Source organism: Myroides odoratimimus (assembly GCF_038039805.1).
In the GTDB taxonomy this organism is placed as follows: domain Bacteria; phylum Bacteroidota; class Bacteroidia; order Flavobacteriales; family Flavobacteriaceae; genus Flavobacterium; species Flavobacterium odoratimimum_B.
The window spans coordinates 41377-60552 of record NZ_JBBPHK010000009.1; the positions used below are offsets into that span (position 1 = coordinate 41377).

Below are 19176 nucleotides of genomic sequence, written 5' to 3' on the forward strand. Positions count from 1 at the left end.
GCAAGTTTTATACTTTAGGAGAGATATTTTACAGTCAAACATTTAACTAAAATAGTATTTTACTATGTTATTCATTGAAGTGCTGTATGTTAGACGCAAAGTATTGCATCTCTACAGGATATTGATTGCATATATATTACCTCTAAATAGAAAATGGTTTATGTAATTAAAATATTTTGCTATTTCAATAATGTATCGTAATATTGCGATGTATTAAATGGACAGATTATGGGAATTACAAAAGCAGAATTGTTTAGCGAGAAAAAGAATCGGTTAGCGAGTATGTTTAAAGTATTAGCGCATCCAGCCAGATTAGCTATTCTTCAGTACATCATTAATCAGAAAGCCTGTATCTGTAATGACTTAGTAGAAGAATTAGGTCTTGCACAAGCAACCATATCTCAACATCTGAAAGAGTTAAAAAACAGTGGTCTTATTAAGGGAAGTATAGAAGGGAAGTCTGTCTGTTATTGTATAGATGATGCTGTATGGAATGAATTTGCTCAAGAATTTGGATTATTCTTTGCACAATCTATTCAAAATAACGAATGCTGCTAAGGCATTTTTTTAAACTAACGTATCGTAATATTACGATGTAATAATAAGTATTAAAATTTAGAAATATGAAATTATCAGAAGTAAAACAAGTGTTAGCAACCATGCAAGACGTGGTATTTAAATTAGAAGACGGTAATAGTGTGCCCTCGCATTTTCATATTACAGAAGTAGGGCAGATTGATAAAAACTTTATTGACTGTGGAGGTACTATTCGACATGAACAGAAAGTAAGTTTCCAGTTGTGGTTAGCTGAGGACTATGATCACCAACTTAAAGCAGAGAAATTATTGCATATAATAGAGTTGTCAGAGCGTTTGTTATCTATCGTTGATGCTGAAGTAGAAGTAGAATACCAGCAGTCGACTATAGGTAAATATAATCTTGGTTTTGATACAACTAATAAGCACTTTGTATTACAAAATACCTTGACAGCGTGTTTAGCAGAAGATGCATGTGGTATACCTGTATCTAAACCTAAAGTAGTTCTGTCTTCTTTAAAAGCAGAATCTTGTTGTTCACCTAATAGCGATTGTTGTTCGGATGAGAAATAAAAGGATGAAATTTTTAGATCGCTACCTTACCCTTTGGATATTTTTGGCCATGATATTAGGTGTCGGGGTCGGTTATTTCTTTCCCCGCATTCAAGATCTTATGGCATATGTCTCAGTAGGTAGTACTAATATTCCGTTAGCGATAGGGTTGATTGTGATGATGTATCCTCCATTAGCTAAGGTGGATTATAACTTATTACCTAAGGCATTTAAGGACAAAAAGGCATTGACTTCATCCTTACTATTGAATTGGGTGATTGGTCCTGTTCTTATGTTTGTGTTGGCTATTATTTTCTTGAGGGATCAACCTGATTATATGATTGGTGTTATTCTGATAGGATTAGCTAGATGTATAGCGATGGTTTTGGTTTGGAATGATTTAGCAAAAGGAAATAAAGAATATGCTGCTATGTTAGTAGCGCTGAATAGTGTGTTTCAAGTGCTTTTTTACAGTGTGTATGTATGGCTTTTTATCAATGTACTTCCTGCCAAATTAGGTTTGGCTACTTATGATGTACATATAGAGATAAGTGAAGTGATACAGAGTGTCTTGATTTACCTAGGAATTCCCTTTTTAGCAGGGTTCTTAAGTCGAAAATACTTGGTGAAATACAAAGGAGAGCAGTGGTATAACCGCAAGTTTATTCCATTTATTTTGTATTGATGTTTGCCATCAGTTTTTGGATGAACTATCGTATGAAATTACCTTATGATCACAATGCTGCTATCGCTTTCACTGCTTCAGGAAACAACTTTGAATTAGCTATTGCCATTGCTATTGCAGTTTTTGGAATACATTCTCCCCAAGCTTTTGTGGGAGTAATAGGACCCTTGGTAGAAGTACCTGTCTTAATTGCTCTTGTAAGACTAAGCTTGTATTGGCAAAAGAAATATTATCAAAAATAAATATAGATAGAGACGTAGTTCACCACAGAACTGCGTCTTTTTGTTATACTATCTATTCGAGAAAACTATCTGTACTTTTTTTGTTCTCTCTCTTCTTTTTACTGTTTTTTAATGGTAAATAGCGTTTTTTACCCTTCTTTTTCTAGTTAAAGCAGTTATTTTGACCTTTATACAACCAATATTTTAAAAAAATGTATCATTTTTTTTAGATGGTTTTTATGTTAAAATATTGATTGTTAGTGTTTTGTTTGTTTTTTATACTTTACTAATATCTGCTATACCCCTAGTAAAAATGGGGTATGTAGCGAAATCCTTGGACAATTCATGGACAATACCTAGAGAATAGTGGAGGAAAGCGATGGTTTGTCGAAGGATACTCCTTTTATTATCCAGCTATTGTTCTTGAATTAGCTCTTGTGATTCTATTGAGTTGGAAGAGAATTATATTGATAAATAGTCATGAAGATGTGTCAGGATGTGTTTAGAAAAATAGAGTAGTACGATGGATATAGAATATGTGTTTATTATAAGTTATGGGGTTGTTTATTGTATTTAGAATTTATATTTAATTGAAGTAAGTTTTTTATGTTATTAATCTTATAACTTTATAATTGTCAGTGTTTTATTTTTATCTATCTTGGACTATACTAAACACATCTAAATTATATTATGAAAAAAGCATATTTACTAGTATTGATTTTCTTTACATCAATGTATTCATTTGCTCAAGAAAATGCACCCTTATTAACGGGAAAAGTTAATATTTCTATTAAAGAAGGAACCTTTGAATGTGACTTGACTTTATCAGATATTCCGCAGCTAAAGAATTATTATATTCGTTTAAACTCAGGCATGAATCCTTTACATTTTAGAAGTAAGGAACCAAATGACTTTTTAATTTATGCAGATAAATCATTTAGCGATTCAACTTCAACAGGAGAAACATTAGCTTACTATTTTGCAGATAATACTAAGAAAGGCAAGTTTCTACCTAAATCTTTGCAGATAAAATATGTGGGTAAATTTCCTGTAGCTACTGATACTATAGAGAATTATAGTAGAGAGGATTGGAAAGGTAATATAGCTTTTAATAATTATTCTGTTAGAGCAGATGGGAATCAATCAGGTTGGTATCCTGTTTTATACGATATAGATAAGGATGTAATTTATGACAAAGTAAAATATGATATTGAGTTAACATGTAAGGATTGTACTACGCTTTATATTAATGGGAATATACCTGTGAAGAATCAAACTCATCGTTTTAAAAGTGATGTACCTCAAGAATTAGCTATTTTTAGTGGAGACTATAAATATTCAAAAGTTGATAATACCTATTTATTAAATCCTGATATTGATGAAAGTCAAATAAAAGAATTTGGGCATTTGATAGAATCATTTAAAAATTATTATACCAATAATATCGGTATTCCATTTGAACAAGAAACGGTATTTATAAATACTACACCTACTTCCAAGAACAATGCTTGGATGTTTGTATCTTATCCTAGTATATATACTATTGGTTGGGGAAATAATGGATTGAAAAGTATTTTTAAGCCTAAGACACAGAATTGGTTTAGACCTTTTATAGCACATGAATTAGGACATTATTACTTTGGGACTTATAAGGTGTTTAATTCAGAGTTAGGAGATATGATGAGTGAAGGATTTGCAGAATATCTATCTTGGCAATTAACTAAGGATGTCTTAGGTAAGGATATTTATAAAGGGATAGTATCTAGAAAGATAGATGCATTAGATAAGTTTAAAGAGGCTGTTATTCCATTCAGTAAAATAAAGTCTCAAGAAGAGTATTTAAATAGAGAGTTATATGTGTATTACTATGCACCTTTGTTATTCGAGGCAATACAAAAAGAAATTGGAGATATGCAGATGTGGAGTTGGTTAAGAAAGATTCTTATGACAAAGACTGATTTTACAAACTATGATTTTCTATGTTCTACGTTAAAAGAGACAATAAAGGATGAAAAGAAGTTTGAAGAGATAAAAACAAAGTATTTTGAAGGGAAAAACTCTATAAATAATGCTGTTGAACTAGTAAAAAAAGAGTTTTAATTTTAAAATTATATTAATGGTCTCTGTATATCCTTAAAATAGATAACCTCTGTGGAAGATTTATAAATAGGAATTATTATTTTTAACCCTCTTAAAATAGAAAGAGTAAACTAATCATGGACACAAATAATAATTATATAGAGATCAATAAAAAAACGTGGAATGAAAAGGTGGCTTTGCACGTAGATTCTGAGTTCTATAATATGAAAGATTTCTTGGCAGGGGAGACTTCTCTAAATGAGATAGAGTTAAACTTGTTAGGAGATGTTAGAGGGAAGAAGATTCTTCATTTACAATGTCACTTTGGACAAGATACGCTTTCGTTAGCTAGAATGGGAGCAGATGTAACAGGTGTAGATCTGTCTGATAAAGCTGTAGAAAAAGGGAGTGAACTAGCTCAACAGTTAGGACTAGATGCTCGATTTATTTGTAGTGATGTGTATCAACTTCCAGAGGTGTTAGAGGAGCAGTTTGATATCGTATATACCAGCTATGGGGTTATTGGATGGTTGCCAGATATGAATAAATGGGCTGAGGTAGTTTCTAAGTTTGTCAAACCAGGAGGTAAGTTTGTTTTTGTAGAGTTTCACCCTTTTGTATGGATGTATGATTATGACTTTACTAAAGTAGAGTACTCTTACTTTAATGTGGAGGATATTGTAGAAACAGAAAGCGGAACCTATGCAGATAGAAGTGCAGATGTACAGTTAAAGAGTGTTAGCTGGAATCACAGTATTGCTGAGGTGGTACAGAGTTTAGTAGACCATCAATTGCAAATAAAGACCTTCGAAGAACATAATTATTCACCTTATTCTTGTTTTAACCATGTAGTAGAGATAGCTCCTAAGAAGTTTCAGATAGCTCCTTTTGGCGATAAAGTGCCATTGGTCTATGCTATCGTAGCAGAAAAATAAGTATGATGCGGATTATATATATGAGATAATAAAGTATAATCCGTGCCTCTAGTTGAGTCTATATATAGCGTATATTATAGTATAGAGTGAATAGAATATGAGGTGTAAATCTATATCTATAGTGAGGTGGTAATGCGTTTATTCTTTTGGGATTAGGATATTTTGAGTAAATTTGCCTTACTACTTTAAGGTTGTCTTCTATTTTAATGACTTCATTTTTAGAAAAGTTTGTAGGTGCTACTACAGTGATTGCTTTTCGTTTTTCCTAAGAATACCAGTATCAGTAAAAACAGTTTTGCTCTTGTTGAGGTTATCAATAAGAGTGAGTAATACCATATTTTATACATGAACATACCACGATTCTATATATTTACAGGAGGGCCAGGTAGCGGAAAAACGACGTTACTTCATGCCTTAGAAGCTCAAGGATATACCGTAATGCCTGAAGTGGGGAGGGCTATTATCCAGCGCGAACAAGCTTTGGGTAGTGATGTACTGCCTTGGGAGAATAAACAATTATTTTATGAAGCGATGTTGTCTCAGTCTGTTTATGTTTACGAACATTGTATAACGGATGAGGTTATATTATGGGACAGAGGAATACTCGATAGTATAGGCTATGCCGTATTAGAAGGATTAGATATAAGTGAGGCACAGCATAGTATCGCTTCCAGTCTTCCCTATATGCCAACTGTCTTTATCTTACCTCCATGGGAAGAAATATATACACAAGACAAAGAACGTAAACAGGATATGGAGATCGCTATGGCAACTTATGAGACAATGAAAACAACGTATCAACGATATGGTTACACCCTAATAGAGGTACCTAAAGGGACAGTAGATGAACGCGTAACCTTCATAATGAATCAATTAAAAAAAGAAGAGAATGAAAGAAATAATAGAGACTGATAGAGTGATAATTCGCCCTTTAGAAGAAGGAGATGCAGAGGGAATATTGGCTTTAGACGGAGATATCCGAGTGTTAGAGTTCTTAGGTAAGAAGCCGATAGGGAGTAAAGAAGAGGCGCTCGGCGTTATTAGATTTATTCGTCAGCAATATGAAGACTTCGGCATCGGTAGGTGGGCAGTGATAGAGAAAGAAACGAATACTTTTATTGGGTGGACAGGATTTAAGTATTTAAAAGACGGACCTAGTGGAGTGGCTGAATACTTAGATTTAGGATACCGCTTTATCTACGAGGCATGGGGTAAGGGATATGCTACTGAGACTGCAAAAGCGTGTTTAGCATATGCAGATAAACATTTGACAACATTACCGATACATGCTAGTTCTGAAGTAGGTAATGATGGCTCTAGACATGTGTTAGAAAAAGTAGGTTTTAAAGTAGTCGATACATTTTTAGATGAAGGTGTGCCAAATTTTTGGTATATTAGACTTGAGAAATAAAAGGCTATAACGAAGGAACGCTATGAATATGTTAATTAGATTATTCGAGCAATACGGGTATTTATCACCAATGTGTAAAGAAGCTTTGGAGAAAAATACTCAGATATTTTATAAGAGAAAGGGGGAGTACTTACTAAAAAAAGGACAGCTGTCAGGTAGTCTTTATGTTTTAGAAGAAGGCTTTGTGCGTGGATTCTATATGCATAATGATCAAGAGATAGATGTGTGGTTTGCTTTTGAACAAACGATCATGGGATCTACTTATCAGATGTATAAGAGCAAAGCTTCTCTTGAGTTTATACAATGTATGGAAGACTGTGTGGTACATGCGATTCCAAACCAAGTTATATTTCGCTTTTTTAAAGAGTATCCAGAGCTAAATCTTATTATGCGTCGTGCGACAGAAGACTATTGTTTAGAGTTAGAAGATAGAGCTTTTCAACTTCAGACTATGTCTGCCACAGAGCGATACCACAGATTATTAAAAGATCTAGGGAGTGATGTGAATAGAATTCCTTTAGGAAATATCGCATCTTATCTAGGTATTTCCCAAGAAACACTGAGTAGAATCAGAAGAATTTGACATATATCAAAAAAGTAGCCCTCTGTTGAGGGCTATTTTTGTGACGTAAATAAATGATATATGAAGAATTTTATGTTTTTAGCAGTAGCTATCGTTTGTGAAGTAATAGGTACAAGTGCTTTAAAAGCATCAGAACAATTTTCTAAATTAGGAGCTAGTGTATTGACTGTAGTGATGTATGCGGCTGCATTTTATTGTCTAAGTCAGACTCTTCGCACTATTCCTGTGGGGATAGCGTATGCGATATGGTCAGGAGTAGGTATTGTTTTAGTAACTTTGATAGCGATACTACTGTATAACCAAAAGCCAGATGTACCTGCTGTGTTAGGGTTAGGATTGATTATAGCTGGGGTAGTTGTAATCAATGTATTCTCTAAAATGAGTGCACATTAAATAACAAATAGAAGAGTGAGTGATATTAATTTTAAAGAGCTGAGCTATCTAAAAGAGGGAAACAAGGTACAACAGCGAATAGCTGAGGTACTAGAACAAGGATTAGTAATGGATAAGTTACGTAAGTTTGATCCTGTATTAATTGGTACTTTTCCGATAGATATTGCTATTGAAGGGAGTGATTTAGATATTGCTTGTTGTTATCAGAATAAAGAGGAGTTTATACAAACGGTACAACTTTCGTTTTCGTTTATAGAAGACTATACTTTGAGAGAAACAGAAATAGGCGGTATGCTTACTGTAGTAGTCAACTTTACAATAGAAGAATTTCCTATAGAGTTATTCGCTCAACCTAGACCTGTAGAAGAACAAAATGGTTATCGACATATGCTCATTGAATATGTCATCTTAAACGAGAAAGGAGAAAACTTTAGGCAAGAAGTAATAAAGCTGAAAAAAGCAGGGATAAAAACAGAGCCTGCTTTTGCACAGTTATTAGGGTTAACTGGCAACCCTTATGATAGCTTATTAGTTTATGGTAATAAGGAGTTAAACAGAAGGTAATAAAGGAATTGTGGGGCTAATTTATTAGAATGTAGTATCTTCTTAAATATAAAATTACCCACTATAGGTACTAACACCTATAGTGGGTAATCGTTAACAAACATCTCATGTAAACATCTTAGACAACTAATAATAAAGATGCTCTAGTAACTAAACAATACTTGAGAAAGTAATAAGAATGTTTTAGAAAGCGTATTGTTTAGAGAAGTCTTTACCATCTCCTGATAAAGTTAGTTCTTCATTAACCAATACTTTTCCTCCTTTTTCTATTTTATAGTTGATTGGTAAACTCTCTCCATAGTTAATAATCTGTACACTATTAGCAAAAGCGTTGATAGGTTCAGTAGTTTCGATTACATACGTTTTAGTACCAGCACCGAAGTCGTTCTTCGCTAAACTAATAGCAGACTCACCTGTTCTAACTTTACCGTTTACTTTCCATACATCTGTCTTTCCGTTAAGTGTTCCTCCTGCATAAGTTAGAGAAACAAAATCATTCTCACCTACATTAGTTAAGGATACTGTCACTTTGTAAGTATTCTTTTCTAAAGCTGGGCTGTCAGTGCTATTATCATCACTACTACAAGCTGTAGTAGATAAGCCTAATGTTAAAACGGCTAATACACTTAAAAAAGCAGTTCTTAATTTTGAGTTTTTCATGTTTTTTGTTTTGTTTTATATGTGAGTTACAAATATCAGTAGATTGGCTTTTTATGACAATCACAGAATACCATGAATCTGTTTCTAATGGTTTACCATTAATTTTTGAATAGTAAATGATGAATGTGTTTTTATTGTGATATTTGTATTTTAATACGCTATTCCATGTTGAAAAACTTTTATCTACTTATTTCTATTACCTTATTCATTTCTTTTAGTTATGCTCAGCAGTTATTACCTCTAGATGAAGAAGGTTACTTTAAAGAGATAAATAAACAAATCGAGACAAGTAAGAATGAAAAGACAAGATTAGAGAATTATTTGTTTCTATCAGAGCTTTATGCTCCTACAGATAGTGTGAAAAGTAAGGATGCGCTGACTAAGGTATTGTCTTCGCCTCATAAGCATTTGTTGTCTAAAGGTGTGATAGCTTATTATCAAGGGATTTATGAGACTAATCAAGGGAGTAAAAGCAAAGCGAGGCGATATTATGAAGAGGCGATTAAAGACCTGAAGGAGGATAAGGAAAATGTAGATGTTTTAATACGAAGTTGGTATAACTACGCATACGTGCAAGTAGAGGATAAAGGGTATGAAGTCTTACTAAAAATGCTAACAGAGAAATGTATACCTTTAAGTGAAAAGGCAGGGAATAAGTTATATCTAGCTTATGCTAATACACAAGTAGGGTTGACCTTTATGTCAGTGGGACAATTTGATAAAGCAGAAGAGTACCACTTTAAAGCTTTAGAAGTACTAAAGGAATTGCCAGAAGAGGGAACTATTCACTTGATTACCTACTTTAATTTAGTGAGTAATTATTGTTATCAAGCTAATAGCTCTGATGCTAAGGTGTATTTAGATAAAGCTACTCGACTTATAGATCAATATCCTAATTCGAGACAGTATCCCAATTATTATTATCAATTAGCCATGTATCACACCACTAGACAGGAATATAAACTTGCTCTAGTAAGTTTAGATAAAGGGATAGAATTATCTAGACAGATGAAACAACCTAAGCTAACTCAAATGCTTTATTTTCGCGTTTATAATGTATATCTAATGCAGCGTGATTACACAGGAGCTAAGCTTATTTTAGAACAGATCTTAAAGGATAATATCTTGAGTAAAGAAGCCGTTAATCGGAAAATAACTTTTACGCAATTAGCTGCTGTTAATGAGGTGTTAGGCGATTATAAAGAAGCTTATCAATGGATGAAGAAATCAAGTGTATTAGGTGATAGCCTCCAACAACAAAAACTGTTGGAAAAGATGAACGAATTAGAGATTATACACGATACTCATGATAAAGAAAAGACGATTAATCAATTAATGCAAGAAAAGAAGGAAGATGCTTTGATTGCTAAAAATAGAAATATGCGTATGCTGTTTTTAGCAATAGGGCTAGTACTAAGTGTAATCATAGCCATATTAGTTTTTCGAAATTATAAAAATCAACAAAAGCTAAATAAACAGATCAGCATAAGCCATAAACAAGAATTGATAAACTTAGAGAATAAGCGAAAGTATGAAGCCTCTCAGGCTGTATTAATAGGAGAAGAGCAAGAAAGACAACGCATTGCTCAAGATCTACACGATAGTATGGGAGGTATGCTAGCCAATATAAGGATGTCTATTTCTTCTAAAGACACAAGTGAATCAAGTGTACTCTTGGATAAAATAGATAAGTCTATTGTAGAAATGAGAAGGATATCTAGAAACTTAATGCCTGAGACATTAAAAAATCTAGGATTGGAAATAGCTTTAAAAGAACTGTGTGGGTCTATGACGTATGAAAAAATGATTATCCAGTTTGAAGCATTTAATATAAGCACGACTATTCCTTTTCAGACACAGTTAGTTTTATATCGTATAACACAAGAGGTATTGAGCAATGTAATTAAATATGCTAAGGCAGATAATGTGATTGTACAAATTAGCCAAAACGAAGACTTATTGACTCTGACAATAGAGGATGATGGAGTAGGGTTTGACACTACCGAAGTAGTATATGGGTTAGGTATTAAAAATATAGAGAGTAGGGTACAATTAATCAATGGAACATTAACTATAGAGTCTCAAGCGGGGCAAGGAACAACGATAAATGTAGAATGTAATGTGTAGTAAAAATAAAATTACTTTAGCTATAGTAGATGATCACCCAATGATTTTAGAAGGATTGAAATCATTGTTTCAAGTAGGTGAGAAGTATCAATTATTCTTTTTTAGCAATGGGAGAGCGATAGTTGATTTTGTACAAGAGAATAGAATAGATATAGTATTGCTCGATGTAGTACTCAACGATGGTAGTGGATTGGACTTTTGTAAAATTATTAAACAGAAATCCCCTAGTACTGTAGTGATAGGTATAAGCAATCAGGAAGAGAGGAGTATTATCTTTCGATTTTTAGAAAATGGGGGTAATGGTTATATTCTCAAAAATGCTGATGCTAAGGAAATAGTCGAATGTGTAGAAAGAGCTATTAATGGAGAATTAGTCTTGAGTAAGAAAGTACAAGAGATTATGTTGACTCAATTATCTAACCCTGTAGAATTGCCTCGTTTGACTAAAAGAGAACAGCAAGTATTACACGCAGTATCTAATGGCTTAACTTCTGCAGAGATAGCTGATAAACTATTTATTTCTGTTATTACTGTAGAAACCCATAGAAGGAATTTACTGCAAAAGTTTAAAGCAAAGAATATGTTTGAACTTGTAAAAATAGCTACGGAGAACAAATTAATCTAACTTGTCCTCCGTAGGTGTCGCCTGTTTATTGAGTAAATTGAATTGGATAATAGACATTAATTTCTATAATCTAGTTATTATAAGCCAACTTTTCCTTGTACCCAAAAAGGTTGAGTAATTATATTATTAGAAGACACTCCTTTTGCTCTAAGTGCTTTTCTGAATTTCTGAATGCTTTTGCCATTGCCCATTAAATAGAATTGTCCATGTATTAATTTGTTCCATCGATATGGATCAATAGAATCTAGATAATCTACCGCAGGATACACTTCTGTATCTTCTGATTTCTGGATAAATTCCATATTAGGTAAGCAAGTATTCGCATATGCAGTGGATGCTTTGTCGATTTCGAGTAATCCCTCTAGTTTGTGATTGTTTGTTTTCATAGCTTCTTGTAAGGCTTGACAGAAACCAATACAAGTATCATCTCCATAGAAGAAGTGGTAATAAGTATTTGAATCATATACATTTTGTCCTCTAGGAAGACTTGAAATAAGCTTAGAACCTTCAGTTATTTCTTTGAAAAAAGTAGTACCAGGCCCTTTGGCTTTTTGATGAAATATTACCTCAAAGTATCCCTCTTCTTTATTAAAGGTACTAGGAGTGTAATTGCGATATTCTGTATCTGATATCTGGATTAGTATCGCTTGTCCTATTTCATATTTAGAATTTGACAGATCTCCTGTAAATCGTATTCTCAATAATTCATTTGTCAATTGTTCTTTTTTAGTGATAGTTACAGTGATGAACATCTTACTCCATGCTGTCTTAACTATCGTACCTATTAGTTTGGGAATCTTTGGCATATTGTTCTTTTTTTGTTGTTACAAAGGTCTGAATAATCAGTTCTTTAAGAGTAAAACTTTAAAAGGAGAAGATTGGATAAAAAGAGGAGAACGGCTAGTGGGGAGAAAGAGGTAGAACAGAAGTTTTATTAAAAAAGAGCTTAATTCACAAAAAGAATTAAGCTCTTACAGTATCTCTGAATTGTAACGGAGTTTGAAGAGTTAGCTTTTTAAACATACGAGAAAAATATGTATGGTCTTCAAAACCTAGATTAAAGGCAATCTCTTTAACAGGTTTATTCGTATAGTAAAGTAAACGTTTGGCTTCGTCTAGTATGGACTTCTTTAACCAATAACTAACTGTCTGTCCCGTTGTTTTCTTCACACAGTCATTTAGATGTGCTGTCGTAATATTGAGCTCATTAGCAAAATAAGAAGGGAGGTTCAGGTGTGTCTGGTGTGTGATTAAACGTTTAAAGTTACTTGTAATCACTGTTGGTTGTGATTGAACTCCTAACTCGTTGTTTTGTAAATTATGTGTTGTTTGGGAACAAATACTGTACAATGCGGTTGAGAATAGTCCATTAATAATCTGCATCTTATGTTGACTATCCTTAGCAGTGTGCTTCTTCATTAATTCAAAAGTAGTAGCAAGCATTTGCATCTCATCTTCTTCTATGTTTAGAAGTTGCTGACTCTCAGGTAGAGTGTATAACAAGTCATTGATATCGTTAGGAATCCTATACTCTTGTATGCCTAAAAGATAACCAGTGAAGTCATCACTAATGTGTCTAACATTGTGTATTTGATGAGGTTTAACGATAAGTATATTATTGCGTAAAGCAGTGAATGTTTCCATCTCACAGTCCATTCTCATCTCGCCATTAGTTACAATAGAAATCACGTAATAATCATCTCTATGGGTATGGTTAATGATAGCTTTTTTCTGCTCTATATGCGTATGATCTTTTACATAAATACCACCTAAGGCTTTAGGGGACTGGCTGTAAGTGATAATATCGTTAGTATGAGTCATTATATTGTTATTTAATAGACTACAAATATACTATAATTATTTAGAATCTATTTAAATAGAGGATGAATACTTTCGTAAAGAAGTGTGAAATAAGACAATATGTACAAATTATGTCATATAAAAAGGGCATAAACTTGATAGTTTATGCCCTTTAAGAATATTATAAAGTGCTATTAGTTAGCAGCGTTAACGATAGCTACAAAATCATCAGCTACTAAAGCTGCTCCACCGATAAGACCTCCGTCTACATCTGGCTTAGAGAAGATCTCTTGAGCATTGCTAGGTTTAACACTTCCTCCATAAAGAATAGAAGTATTTTCAGCTACTGATTTGTCGTATTTTCTTTCAATCTCTTGACGGATAAATGCATGTATTTCTTGTGCTTGCTCTGGAGAAGCAGTCATTCCCGTACCTATAGCCCATACCGGTTCATAAGCGATAACGATATTGCTCCACTGCTCTTTGGTAAGGTGGAATAAACCGTCTCTTAATTGATTGAAGATCACGTTTAAGAATTGTTTGTTCTCTCTGTCTTTAAGTTCTTCTCCGATACAGTAGATTACGCGCATATTATGACGTAATGCCGTATTTACTTTATCAGCTAATACAGCATCTGTTTCATGGAAGTAATGTCTTCTTTCAGAGTGTCCAATAATAACGGTCTCAACTCCAATAGCAGTAAGCATTTGTGCAGATATTTCTCCTGTGAAAGCGCCTCCTTCAGCTTGGTGCATATTCTGCGCAGCTATTTGTACATTAGTACCTTCTAGGTGAGCTACAGCACTAGCTAAGTTTACAAATGTTGGAGCTACAATCACTTCAACTTCTTTTCCAGAAGGTAATTTTTCAATTAACTCGTCTAATAGAGTGTGCGTTTCTGAATAAGTTTTGTGCATCTTCCAGTTACCCGCAACGATTGAATGTCTCATATTATTGAATTTTTTTAAGTAAGTCTTTTATTTGATCGAAGTTTTTCTCAGTAGCATTGTACAATGCAATTTTACCTTCTTTATCAACAACGATATAACGTGGGATCCAGTTTAAATCTAATGATTTACCGAAGTCTCCTTTCATTCCTTTCCCTTCTTTAGAGTAGTAGTGAAGACCTTCAATACCGTATTTTTCAATAGCCTCTTTCCAAGCTTCTTCTGTTTTATCTAAAGAAAGATTGACAAAAACTACGCTAGGAAACTCTTTTTTAATCTCTTTCATCGTAGGAACAGCTTTGATACAGTCAGGACACCATGCAGCCCATACATCGATTACTACAGCTTTACCTTTTTGTTGATCTAAGATTTGTTGTAACGTAATAGCTTTGCCATCTAGTTCAGCGAAGTCTTGTTCTAATGCTCTTGTGGCAAATGCAGTTGTATCTTTTACTTGTTCTACTTCAGGTGTAGTATCTGCGTCTTCTTGTAGTGTAGTTGATACTTCTTCTGTTTTTTGAGTCTGCTCTTTACAAGAGGCAAATGTAATAGCGACTAATGCTAGGGCTAAAAATATCTTTTTCATTGTTTATATATCTGTTTTATTGTTTCTAATTTAACTTGATTCTCGGATCGAGATAAGCATATATCAAATCTACTAAAATAGTAATGATTACGAAAGAAGAAGAGATAATAAGTACGGCTCCCATAATGACTGGTAAGTCTAATGTGTTTAAAGCATCTACTATTTCTTTTCCCAATCCGTTCCATCCAAAAATATACTCTACAAATACTGCTCCTGCTAACATAGAAGCAAACCATCCTGATAAAGCTGTAACTACAGGGTTTAAGGAGTTTTTTAGAGCGTGTTTGTATATGATTTGTGAGGTACTTAACCCTTTTGCTTTAGCAGTTCGGATGTAATCTTGATTTAAGACTTCTAGCAATGTGTTTCTCATCAATTGAATTACGACAGCTAAAGGTCTTATTCCTAATACAACTGCCGGTAATATAGCATTCTTTAGCATTAGATGTCTTCCTTCGCCAAAGTCGTCTACTTCATATAAACTACCTGTCATAGGTAGCCCTGTGTAACTATGCAGTACATACCCAAATATCCAGGCAAATAAAATAGCACTAAAGAAAGAAGGAATACTCATCCCAAAAGTACTAATAATAGCTATTGTTTTATCTAGCCATGTATTTTTAAATAGTGCAGATATAATCCCTAAAAGTACTCCTATGAATAAAGCTAGGCCTATAGCTAGCACTGCTAGTAATATTGTATTGGGTAGAGTCTCTGCGAGTATAGTACTCACTTTTTTTCCACTTTTCTGAAAGCTCTCTCGTAGATAAGGAGCTTTTAGCATTAGGCTGTATTTCGCAGTACTAAAAAGAGTTGTTCCCGTATATTTATCCGCTGTATTAAAGCTATAATCCTCTTCATTATTGCTGTGAATAGAGATAGGGGATAAGTCGTTTAGATAGAGTATATACTGTTTCCCTTGAGGCTGGTCAAAGCCGTATTTCTTTTTAATTGCTAACAATTGTTCTGAGTTTTCATTTTGATCCAACATCATTCTGGCAGGATCACCAGGTAAAATATTAAACAAAAAGAATACTACAGTAACTACACCTAGTAAGGTGAAGAAAGCGTATAATAGTTTCTTTAAAAAATAACTTAACAAGAGGTATAATGCTTATTTTAAGTTTACAGATTCTCTGTCGTTCCAATGTTTTTTCTCTACAATCACTCCATTTTCTAAAACAACGATACTAGGGTTACCGCGCTCTATTGTTTTAAGTGTCGTTCCATCACAAGTGTAGTAATCAAAAGGCAATTTATACTTCTGAACTGTCTGTTTTATCAAGTCTTGATTAGAAGCTGTCATACCTGCGACTACATATCCTTTAACAATTGCTTTATTGGCAAAGTCTTTCATCGCTTCTAACCCTTTTTCGTCAGCTCTATTTAAGTCATACGAAATAAGCATTACTAATTTTGGCTCGGTTAACATCATTGGCAATTGGTCAAAGCCGTCTTTATCCATAGTCAAGTCATGAATAGGAGGTTGGTATCCCTCAGAGATAAGTTTCTCTTCTCTTCTCAGGTATTTAGCACCTTCTGGTAATTTAGTTAATTCTTTATCAGAGAACTTGCGTTCTTCTCCATTTACATCATAGTAGAACGTAATTTGATAAACAGCTTTAGGCGCATCCTCAGGTATTTCCATGCCTTTAGCGATATCTGTACCTACTTTATAAGCTCTAAAGTCCTTAAAGGGTAAGTGGTTTAGCACCCAATAACCCATAAAACTACATAGTGCTAAAGTTATTATAAGAATACTACTATTGACTTTATTAGAAAAGATGGGTTTAATCACTTGATTGTACTTCATAATGATTAAAATCAATATCAGTAGGACAATATCCTTAGTAAATGACCCCCAAGGTGTTAATGGTACTGCATCTCCAAAACATCCACAGTCTGTCACTTTATTAAAGAATGCAGAGTAGAAGGTAAGGAAAGTAAAGAACACAATCATTAAGAATAATAGAGCAATTGTCAGTTTACGTGCATATCCTATTAACAAAGCTACTCCTAGAATTACTTCAGCAATAACTAGCGTTACAGCTAACCCTACTGCATAAGGAGCCAAGAAAGGAATATTTAAAACAGCCTCAGAGAAATACTCTTCAAGCTTATAAGAGAAACCCATAGGGTCGTTTAACTTTACTAAACCTGATAGGATAAATAATACTCCTACAAAGATTCGAGACAATTGAGCAATTATTTTCATAGTTATTTGATTGTGTTAGAACAGTGATTTATTGGTTTGGTAAATCTAAGTGTATCAATGCAAAAACAGAATAGTTAAGCATGTCTTGGTAGTTAGCTGCTATTCCTTCTGATACAATTGTTTTTCCTTGATTGTTTTCGATTTGTTTTACGCGAAGTAACTTTTGTAAGATTAGATCAGTAAGCGAACTTACACGCATATCACGCCAAGCTTCTCCATAGTCATGGTTTTTATTTTCCATTAATTGTTTTGTCTCTGCTACTTTTTTATCGTAAAGAGCAGTTGCTTCTTCTGCTGATAGATCAGGTTGATTAGCTACGCCAATTTCTAAATTGATTAGAGCCATGATACAGTAGTTCACAATGCCTATGAACTCTGGAATTTCTCCCTCATCTACCTTGCGCACTTCATTTTCTTGAATACTTCTCAATCTTTGTGCTTTGATAAATATTTGATCAGTTAAAGAAGGTAATCTTAGGATACGCCATGCACATCCGTAGTCTTTCATTTTCTTCGTATATAAATCTCTGCATATCGCAATTACTTGGTCGAATTGAGTAGAAGTCGTATTCATTTGGATTATATTTGTGTAATATTTTTTCAAAAATACTAATAATACTAACCCTTTGAAAGAGGCAAAAGTATTTTAGTTGTTTTTATTATATAAAACTACACAAAAAAATAATGTATTACACACGATGACAATAAATTGTAAAGGGGAATTAATTGATTTAAGTATTCCCAAAATTATGGGAATACTGAATATCACTCCTAATTCTTTTTTTGACGGAGGGAAGTATAAGACAGATAATGCCTTTCTGAGTCATGCTGAGCAGATGATAAGAGACGGCGCTGACTTTATCGATGTAGGTGCTTATTCTAGTAAACCAAGTGCGGAGTATGTTAGTGAAGAAGAAGAGGTAGACCGTATCGTTCCTATTGTAGAGTTACTTCAAAAAGAGTTTCCTAACATTCATCTTTCTATTGATACTTTCAGAGCAGGAGTAGCACGTGCTACGATAGAAGCAGGAGCATCTATGATTAACGATATTGCTGCCGGATATTTAGATGATAAAATGTTAGAAGCAGTAGGAGAGTTGCAAGTGCCTTATATCATGATGCACATGAGGGGAAATCCCCAGACTATGCAGTCTATGACTACATATAATGACTTAGTAAAAGAAGTGAAAATATACTTCTCAGAGCGAGTAGCGAAAGCAAGAGAATATAAGATTAACGATATCATACTAGATCCAGGCTTTGGCTTTGCTAAAACATTGGAACAAAATTATGAACTGATGAGTAAAATGGAGTTGTTATCTTCTTTTGAATTGCCTATTTTAGTAGGTATATCTAGGAAGTCGATGATCTATAAGTTATTTGATATTACTCCTCAAGAGGCATTAAACGGAACAACAGTATTAAATACAGTAGCTTTACAAAAAGGAGCTCATATCTTAAGAGTTCACGATGTGAAAGAGGCTGTGCAAACAAGAGAAATAATAAAACAATTGAGTATATGAAAAAAGTGCTACTATTAATACCTGCTTTACTATTATTAGTGAGCTGTAATAAGAAAGAAATGCAATTAAGTAGAGCTTCTTTTATCGTTGAAGAAGGAATAGATGATCATTCACCTATTTACTTTGAAACAGGAGAAGAAGGAAAGAGCTTTAATTTAAATGATGCCAACAGAATTGCTGGTACAAATTATATTGTTTCTGTTCAACGCGATTTGAATGCTAAAGAAGTACTACAAGAGATCAAGAGAATTAAAGATCACAAATATGCAGAAGACAATATGCATAGAGATGAGAAGGGAGTATATCTAAGTTATGCTGATACACTACACAAACACCTTTCTCTTTTTCCAATTAAAGACTTAGACTTTGGTTTTGTAGGACCTACTTCTTTAGATAAAGTAGTATATCTAAAAGATGCTAATAACTTTTTAGTAGAAGGCAAGTCAGTAACTAAAGACCAATTAATAGAAGCTATAAAGGATAAAGATAGTCTACAACTAGGAGTGAATAAAGACGTAACATACGAAACTTATTTACAGACTCGTATTTTCTTTGTAGAAAAAGAAGTAGTAGATAAGTTTTTAAAGACAGATTTAATCTATTAGTCGAATCGTGAAACTGTGAAATCGTTAGTTTGTGAAACCGTGAAACCGTTTTTTGTGAAACTGTCCACTGTAAACCGATTAACTGTTCACCGTAAACCGTAAACTGATTACTGTAAACTGTAAACCGTT

At 33.6% G+C, this 19176-nt stretch carries 21 protein-coding genes and 1 pseudogene; 14 read left to right on the plus strand and 8 right to left on the minus strand.

Going from position 1 to position 19176, the window contains the following annotated elements; translation table 11 throughout:
- The first annotated feature begins 228 nt into the window (after window positions 1-228).
- The 10 genes and pseudogenes from AABL85_RS08630 to AABL85_RS08675 all read left to right on the plus strand — a co-directional run bounded on the left by AABL85_RS08630 (window position 229) and on the right by AABL85_RS08675 (window position 7959).
- A complete protein-coding gene (locus AABL85_RS08630; protein WP_286414984.1) occupies window positions 229-558 on the plus strand; it encodes an ArsR/SmtB family transcription factor in 330 nt (109 codons plus the stop codon).
- A 65-nt stretch (window positions 559-623) separates the two neighbouring features.
- The gene (locus AABL85_RS08635) at window positions 624-1109 is read left to right on the plus strand and encodes a DUF6428 family protein (RefSeq protein WP_341309812.1); all 486 of its coding nucleotides are present in this window, start codon (window positions 624-626) and stop codon (window positions 1107-1109) included.
- Between the two features lie 4 nt (window positions 1110-1113).
- Window positions 1114-2015 (plus strand): annotated as a pseudogene (gene arsB, locus AABL85_RS08640) (ACR3 family arsenite efflux transporter).
- A 669-nt stretch (window positions 2016-2684) separates the two neighbouring features.
- Complete coding sequence (locus tag AABL85_RS08645) at window positions 2685-4094, plus strand: hypothetical protein (protein WP_341309813.1); 1410 nt, start codon at window positions 2685-2687, stop codon at window positions 4092-4094.
- Window positions 4095-4210: 116 nt separating this feature from the next.
- Window positions 4211-5008: a class I SAM-dependent methyltransferase gene (locus AABL85_RS08650; protein ID WP_341309814.1), complete on the plus strand. Its 798-nt coding sequence runs from the start codon at window positions 4211-4213 to the stop codon at window positions 5006-5008.
- A 345-nt stretch (window positions 5009-5353) separates the two neighbouring features.
- Entirely contained in the window at window positions 5354-5920 is a 567-nt protein-coding gene (locus AABL85_RS08655) for an AAA family ATPase (RefSeq protein ID WP_341309815.1), read from the plus strand.
- Window positions 5898-6419 carry a GNAT family N-acetyltransferase gene (locus AABL85_RS08660; protein ID WP_286414993.1) on the plus strand — a complete coding sequence of 174 codons (522 nt, stop codon included), beginning with the start codon at window positions 5898-5900 and terminating at the stop codon, window positions 6417-6419. The genes AABL85_RS08655 and AABL85_RS08660 overlap by 23 nt, the downstream gene beginning before the upstream one ends.
- Before the next feature lie 22 nt (window positions 6420-6441).
- A complete protein-coding gene (locus AABL85_RS08665) occupies window positions 6442-7002 on the plus strand; it encodes a Crp/Fnr family transcriptional regulator (RefSeq protein ID WP_286414995.1) in 561 nt (186 codons plus the stop codon).
- 60 nt (window positions 7003-7062) lie between these two features.
- Complete coding sequence (locus AABL85_RS08670) at window positions 7063-7395, plus strand: DMT family transporter (RefSeq protein ID WP_341309816.1); 333 nt, start codon at window positions 7063-7065, stop codon at window positions 7393-7395.
- A 15-nt stretch (window positions 7396-7410) separates the two neighbouring features.
- Window positions 7411-7959 carry a DUF4269 domain-containing protein gene (locus tag AABL85_RS08675; protein ID WP_341309817.1) on the plus strand — a complete coding sequence of 183 codons (549 nt, stop codon included), beginning with the start codon at window positions 7411-7413 and terminating at the stop codon, window positions 7957-7959.
- Between the two features lie 183 nt (window positions 7960-8142).
- On the opposite strand, the gene AABL85_RS08680 is transcribed toward AABL85_RS08675, so the two are convergent.
- Window positions 8143-8619, minus strand: coding sequence for a hypothetical protein (locus AABL85_RS08680; protein WP_341309818.1), 477 nt, complete (start codon window positions 8617-8619; stop codon window positions 8143-8145).
- Between the two features lie 165 nt (window positions 8620-8784).
- On the opposite strand from AABL85_RS08680, the gene AABL85_RS08685 reads away from it, so the two are divergent.
- Together AABL85_RS08685 and AABL85_RS08690 are read left to right on the plus strand one after the other, a co-directional pair.
- Window positions 8785-10746, plus strand: a complete 1962-nt coding sequence (locus tag AABL85_RS08685; RefSeq protein ID WP_341309819.1) for a tetratricopeptide repeat-containing sensor histidine kinase — start codon at window positions 8785-8787, stop codon at window positions 10744-10746.
- The gene (locus AABL85_RS08690; RefSeq protein WP_286415006.1) at window positions 10739-11371 is read left to right on the plus strand and encodes a response regulator; all 633 of its coding nucleotides are present in this window, start codon (window positions 10739-10741) and stop codon (window positions 11369-11371) included. Before AABL85_RS08685 ends, AABL85_RS08690 begins: the two co-directional genes overlap by 8 nt.
- A 77-nt stretch (window positions 11372-11448) precedes the next feature.
- Here the strand turns inward: AABL85_RS08690 and AABL85_RS08695 are convergent, their stop codons facing one another.
- From AABL85_RS08695 to AABL85_RS08725, 7 genes are all read right to left on the minus strand, one after another.
- The gene (locus AABL85_RS08695; protein WP_341309820.1) at window positions 11449-12177 is read right to left on the minus strand and encodes an FAD-binding oxidoreductase; all 729 of its coding nucleotides are present in this window, start codon (window positions 12175-12177) and stop codon (window positions 11449-11451) included.
- A 157-nt stretch (window positions 12178-12334) separates the two neighbouring features.
- On the minus strand, window positions 12335-13192 hold the full coding sequence (locus AABL85_RS08700; protein ID WP_286415011.1) for an AraC family transcriptional regulator: 858 nt from the start codon (window positions 13190-13192) through the stop codon (window positions 12335-12337).
- A 173-nt stretch (window positions 13193-13365) separates the two neighbouring features.
- Window positions 13366-14121 (minus strand): triose-phosphate isomerase, encoded by a 756-nt coding sequence (gene tpiA, locus AABL85_RS08705; RefSeq protein WP_286415013.1) that lies wholly within the window; start codon window positions 14119-14121, stop codon window positions 13366-13368.
- A 1-nt stretch (window position 14122) separates the two neighbouring features.
- A complete protein-coding gene (locus AABL85_RS08710) occupies window positions 14123-14704 on the minus strand; it encodes a TlpA disulfide reductase family protein (RefSeq protein ID WP_286415015.1) in 582 nt (193 codons plus the stop codon).
- Window positions 14705-14729: 25 nt separating this feature from the next.
- Window positions 14730-15806: an ABC transporter permease gene (locus tag AABL85_RS08715; protein ID WP_341309821.1), complete on the minus strand. Its 1077-nt coding sequence runs from the start codon at window positions 15804-15806 to the stop codon at window positions 14730-14732.
- Window positions 15807-15818: 12 nt separating this feature from the next.
- Window positions 15819-16919 (minus strand): BT_3928 family protein, encoded by a 1101-nt coding sequence (locus tag AABL85_RS08720; RefSeq protein ID WP_286415020.1) that lies wholly within the window; start codon window positions 16917-16919, stop codon window positions 15819-15821.
- Window positions 16920-16947: 28 nt separating this feature from the next.
- Entirely contained in the window at window positions 16948-17493 is a 546-nt protein-coding gene (locus tag AABL85_RS08725) for a DUF1599 domain-containing protein (protein WP_286415022.1), read from the minus strand.
- A 124-nt stretch (window positions 17494-17617) separates the two neighbouring features.
- On the opposite strand from AABL85_RS08725, the gene folP reads away from it, so the two are divergent.
- Both folP and AABL85_RS08735 read left to right on the plus strand, forming a co-directional pair.
- Complete coding sequence (gene folP, locus AABL85_RS08730; protein WP_341309822.1) at window positions 17618-18442, plus strand: dihydropteroate synthase; 825 nt, start codon at window positions 17618-17620, stop codon at window positions 18440-18442.
- Window positions 18439-19047 (plus strand): hypothetical protein, encoded by a 609-nt coding sequence (locus AABL85_RS08735; RefSeq protein ID WP_025124730.1) that lies wholly within the window; start codon window positions 18439-18441, stop codon window positions 19045-19047. Before folP ends, AABL85_RS08735 begins: the two co-directional genes overlap by 4 nt.
- Window positions 19048-19176 lie beyond the last annotated feature (129 nt).

Coding starts and splice junctions, on each gene's coding strand:
- tpiA (WP_286415013.1), bottom strand. CDS start 14,121: ATGAGACATTCAATCGTTGCGGGTAACTGGAAGATGCACAAAACTTAT.
- AABL85_RS08700 (WP_286415011.1), bottom strand. CDS start 13,192: ATGACTCATACTAACGATATTATCACTTACAGCCAGTCCCCTAAAGCC.
- AABL85_RS08670 (WP_341309816.1), top strand. CDS start 7,063: ATGAAGAATTTTATGTTTTTAGCAGTAGCTATCGTTTGTGAAGTAATA.
- AABL85_RS08630 (WP_286414984.1), top strand. CDS start 229: ATGGGAATTACAAAAGCAGAATTGTTTAGCGAGAAAAAGAATCGGTTA.
- AABL85_RS08655 (WP_341309815.1), top strand. CDS start 5,354: ATGAACATACCACGATTCTATATATTTACAGGAGGGCCAGGTAGCGGA.
- AABL85_RS08645 (WP_341309813.1), top strand. CDS start 2,685: ATGAAAAAAGCATATTTACTAGTATTGATTTTCTTTACATCAATGTAT.
- AABL85_RS08690 (WP_286415006.1), top strand. CDS start 10,739: ATGTGTAGTAAAAATAAAATTACTTTAGCTATAGTAGATGATCACCCA.
- AABL85_RS08720 (WP_286415020.1), bottom strand. CDS start 16,919: ATGAAAATAATTGCTCAATTGTCTCGAATCTTTGTAGGAGTATTATTT.
- AABL85_RS08660 (WP_286414993.1), top strand. CDS start 5,898: ATGAAAGAAATAATAGAGACTGATAGAGTGATAATTCGCCCTTTAGAA.
- folP (WP_341309822.1), top strand. CDS start 17,618: ATGACAATAAATTGTAAAGGGGAATTAATTGATTTAAGTATTCCCAAA.
- AABL85_RS08635 (WP_341309812.1), top strand. CDS start 624: ATGAAATTATCAGAAGTAAAACAAGTGTTAGCAACCATGCAAGACGTG.
- AABL85_RS08665 (WP_286414995.1), top strand. CDS start 6,442: ATGAATATGTTAATTAGATTATTCGAGCAATACGGGTATTTATCACCA.
- AABL85_RS08680 (WP_341309818.1), bottom strand. CDS start 8,619: ATGAAAAACTCAAAATTAAGAACTGCTTTTTTAAGTGTATTAGCCGTT.
- AABL85_RS08685 (WP_341309819.1), top strand. CDS start 8,785: ATGTTGAAAAACTTTTATCTACTTATTTCTATTACCTTATTCATTTCT.
- AABL85_RS08725 (WP_286415022.1), bottom strand. CDS start 17,493: ATGAATACGACTTCTACTCAATTCGACCAAGTAATTGCGATATGCAGA.
- AABL85_RS08695 (WP_341309820.1), bottom strand. CDS start 12,177: ATGCCAAAGATTCCCAAACTAATAGGTACGATAGTTAAGACAGCATGG.
- AABL85_RS08650 (WP_341309814.1), top strand. CDS start 4,211: ATGGACACAAATAATAATTATATAGAGATCAATAAAAAAACGTGGAAT.
- AABL85_RS08710 (WP_286415015.1), bottom strand. CDS start 14,704: ATGAAAAAGATATTTTTAGCCCTAGCATTAGTCGCTATTACATTTGCC.
- AABL85_RS08735 (WP_025124730.1), top strand. CDS start 18,439: ATGAAAAAAGTGCTACTATTAATACCTGCTTTACTATTATTAGTGAGC.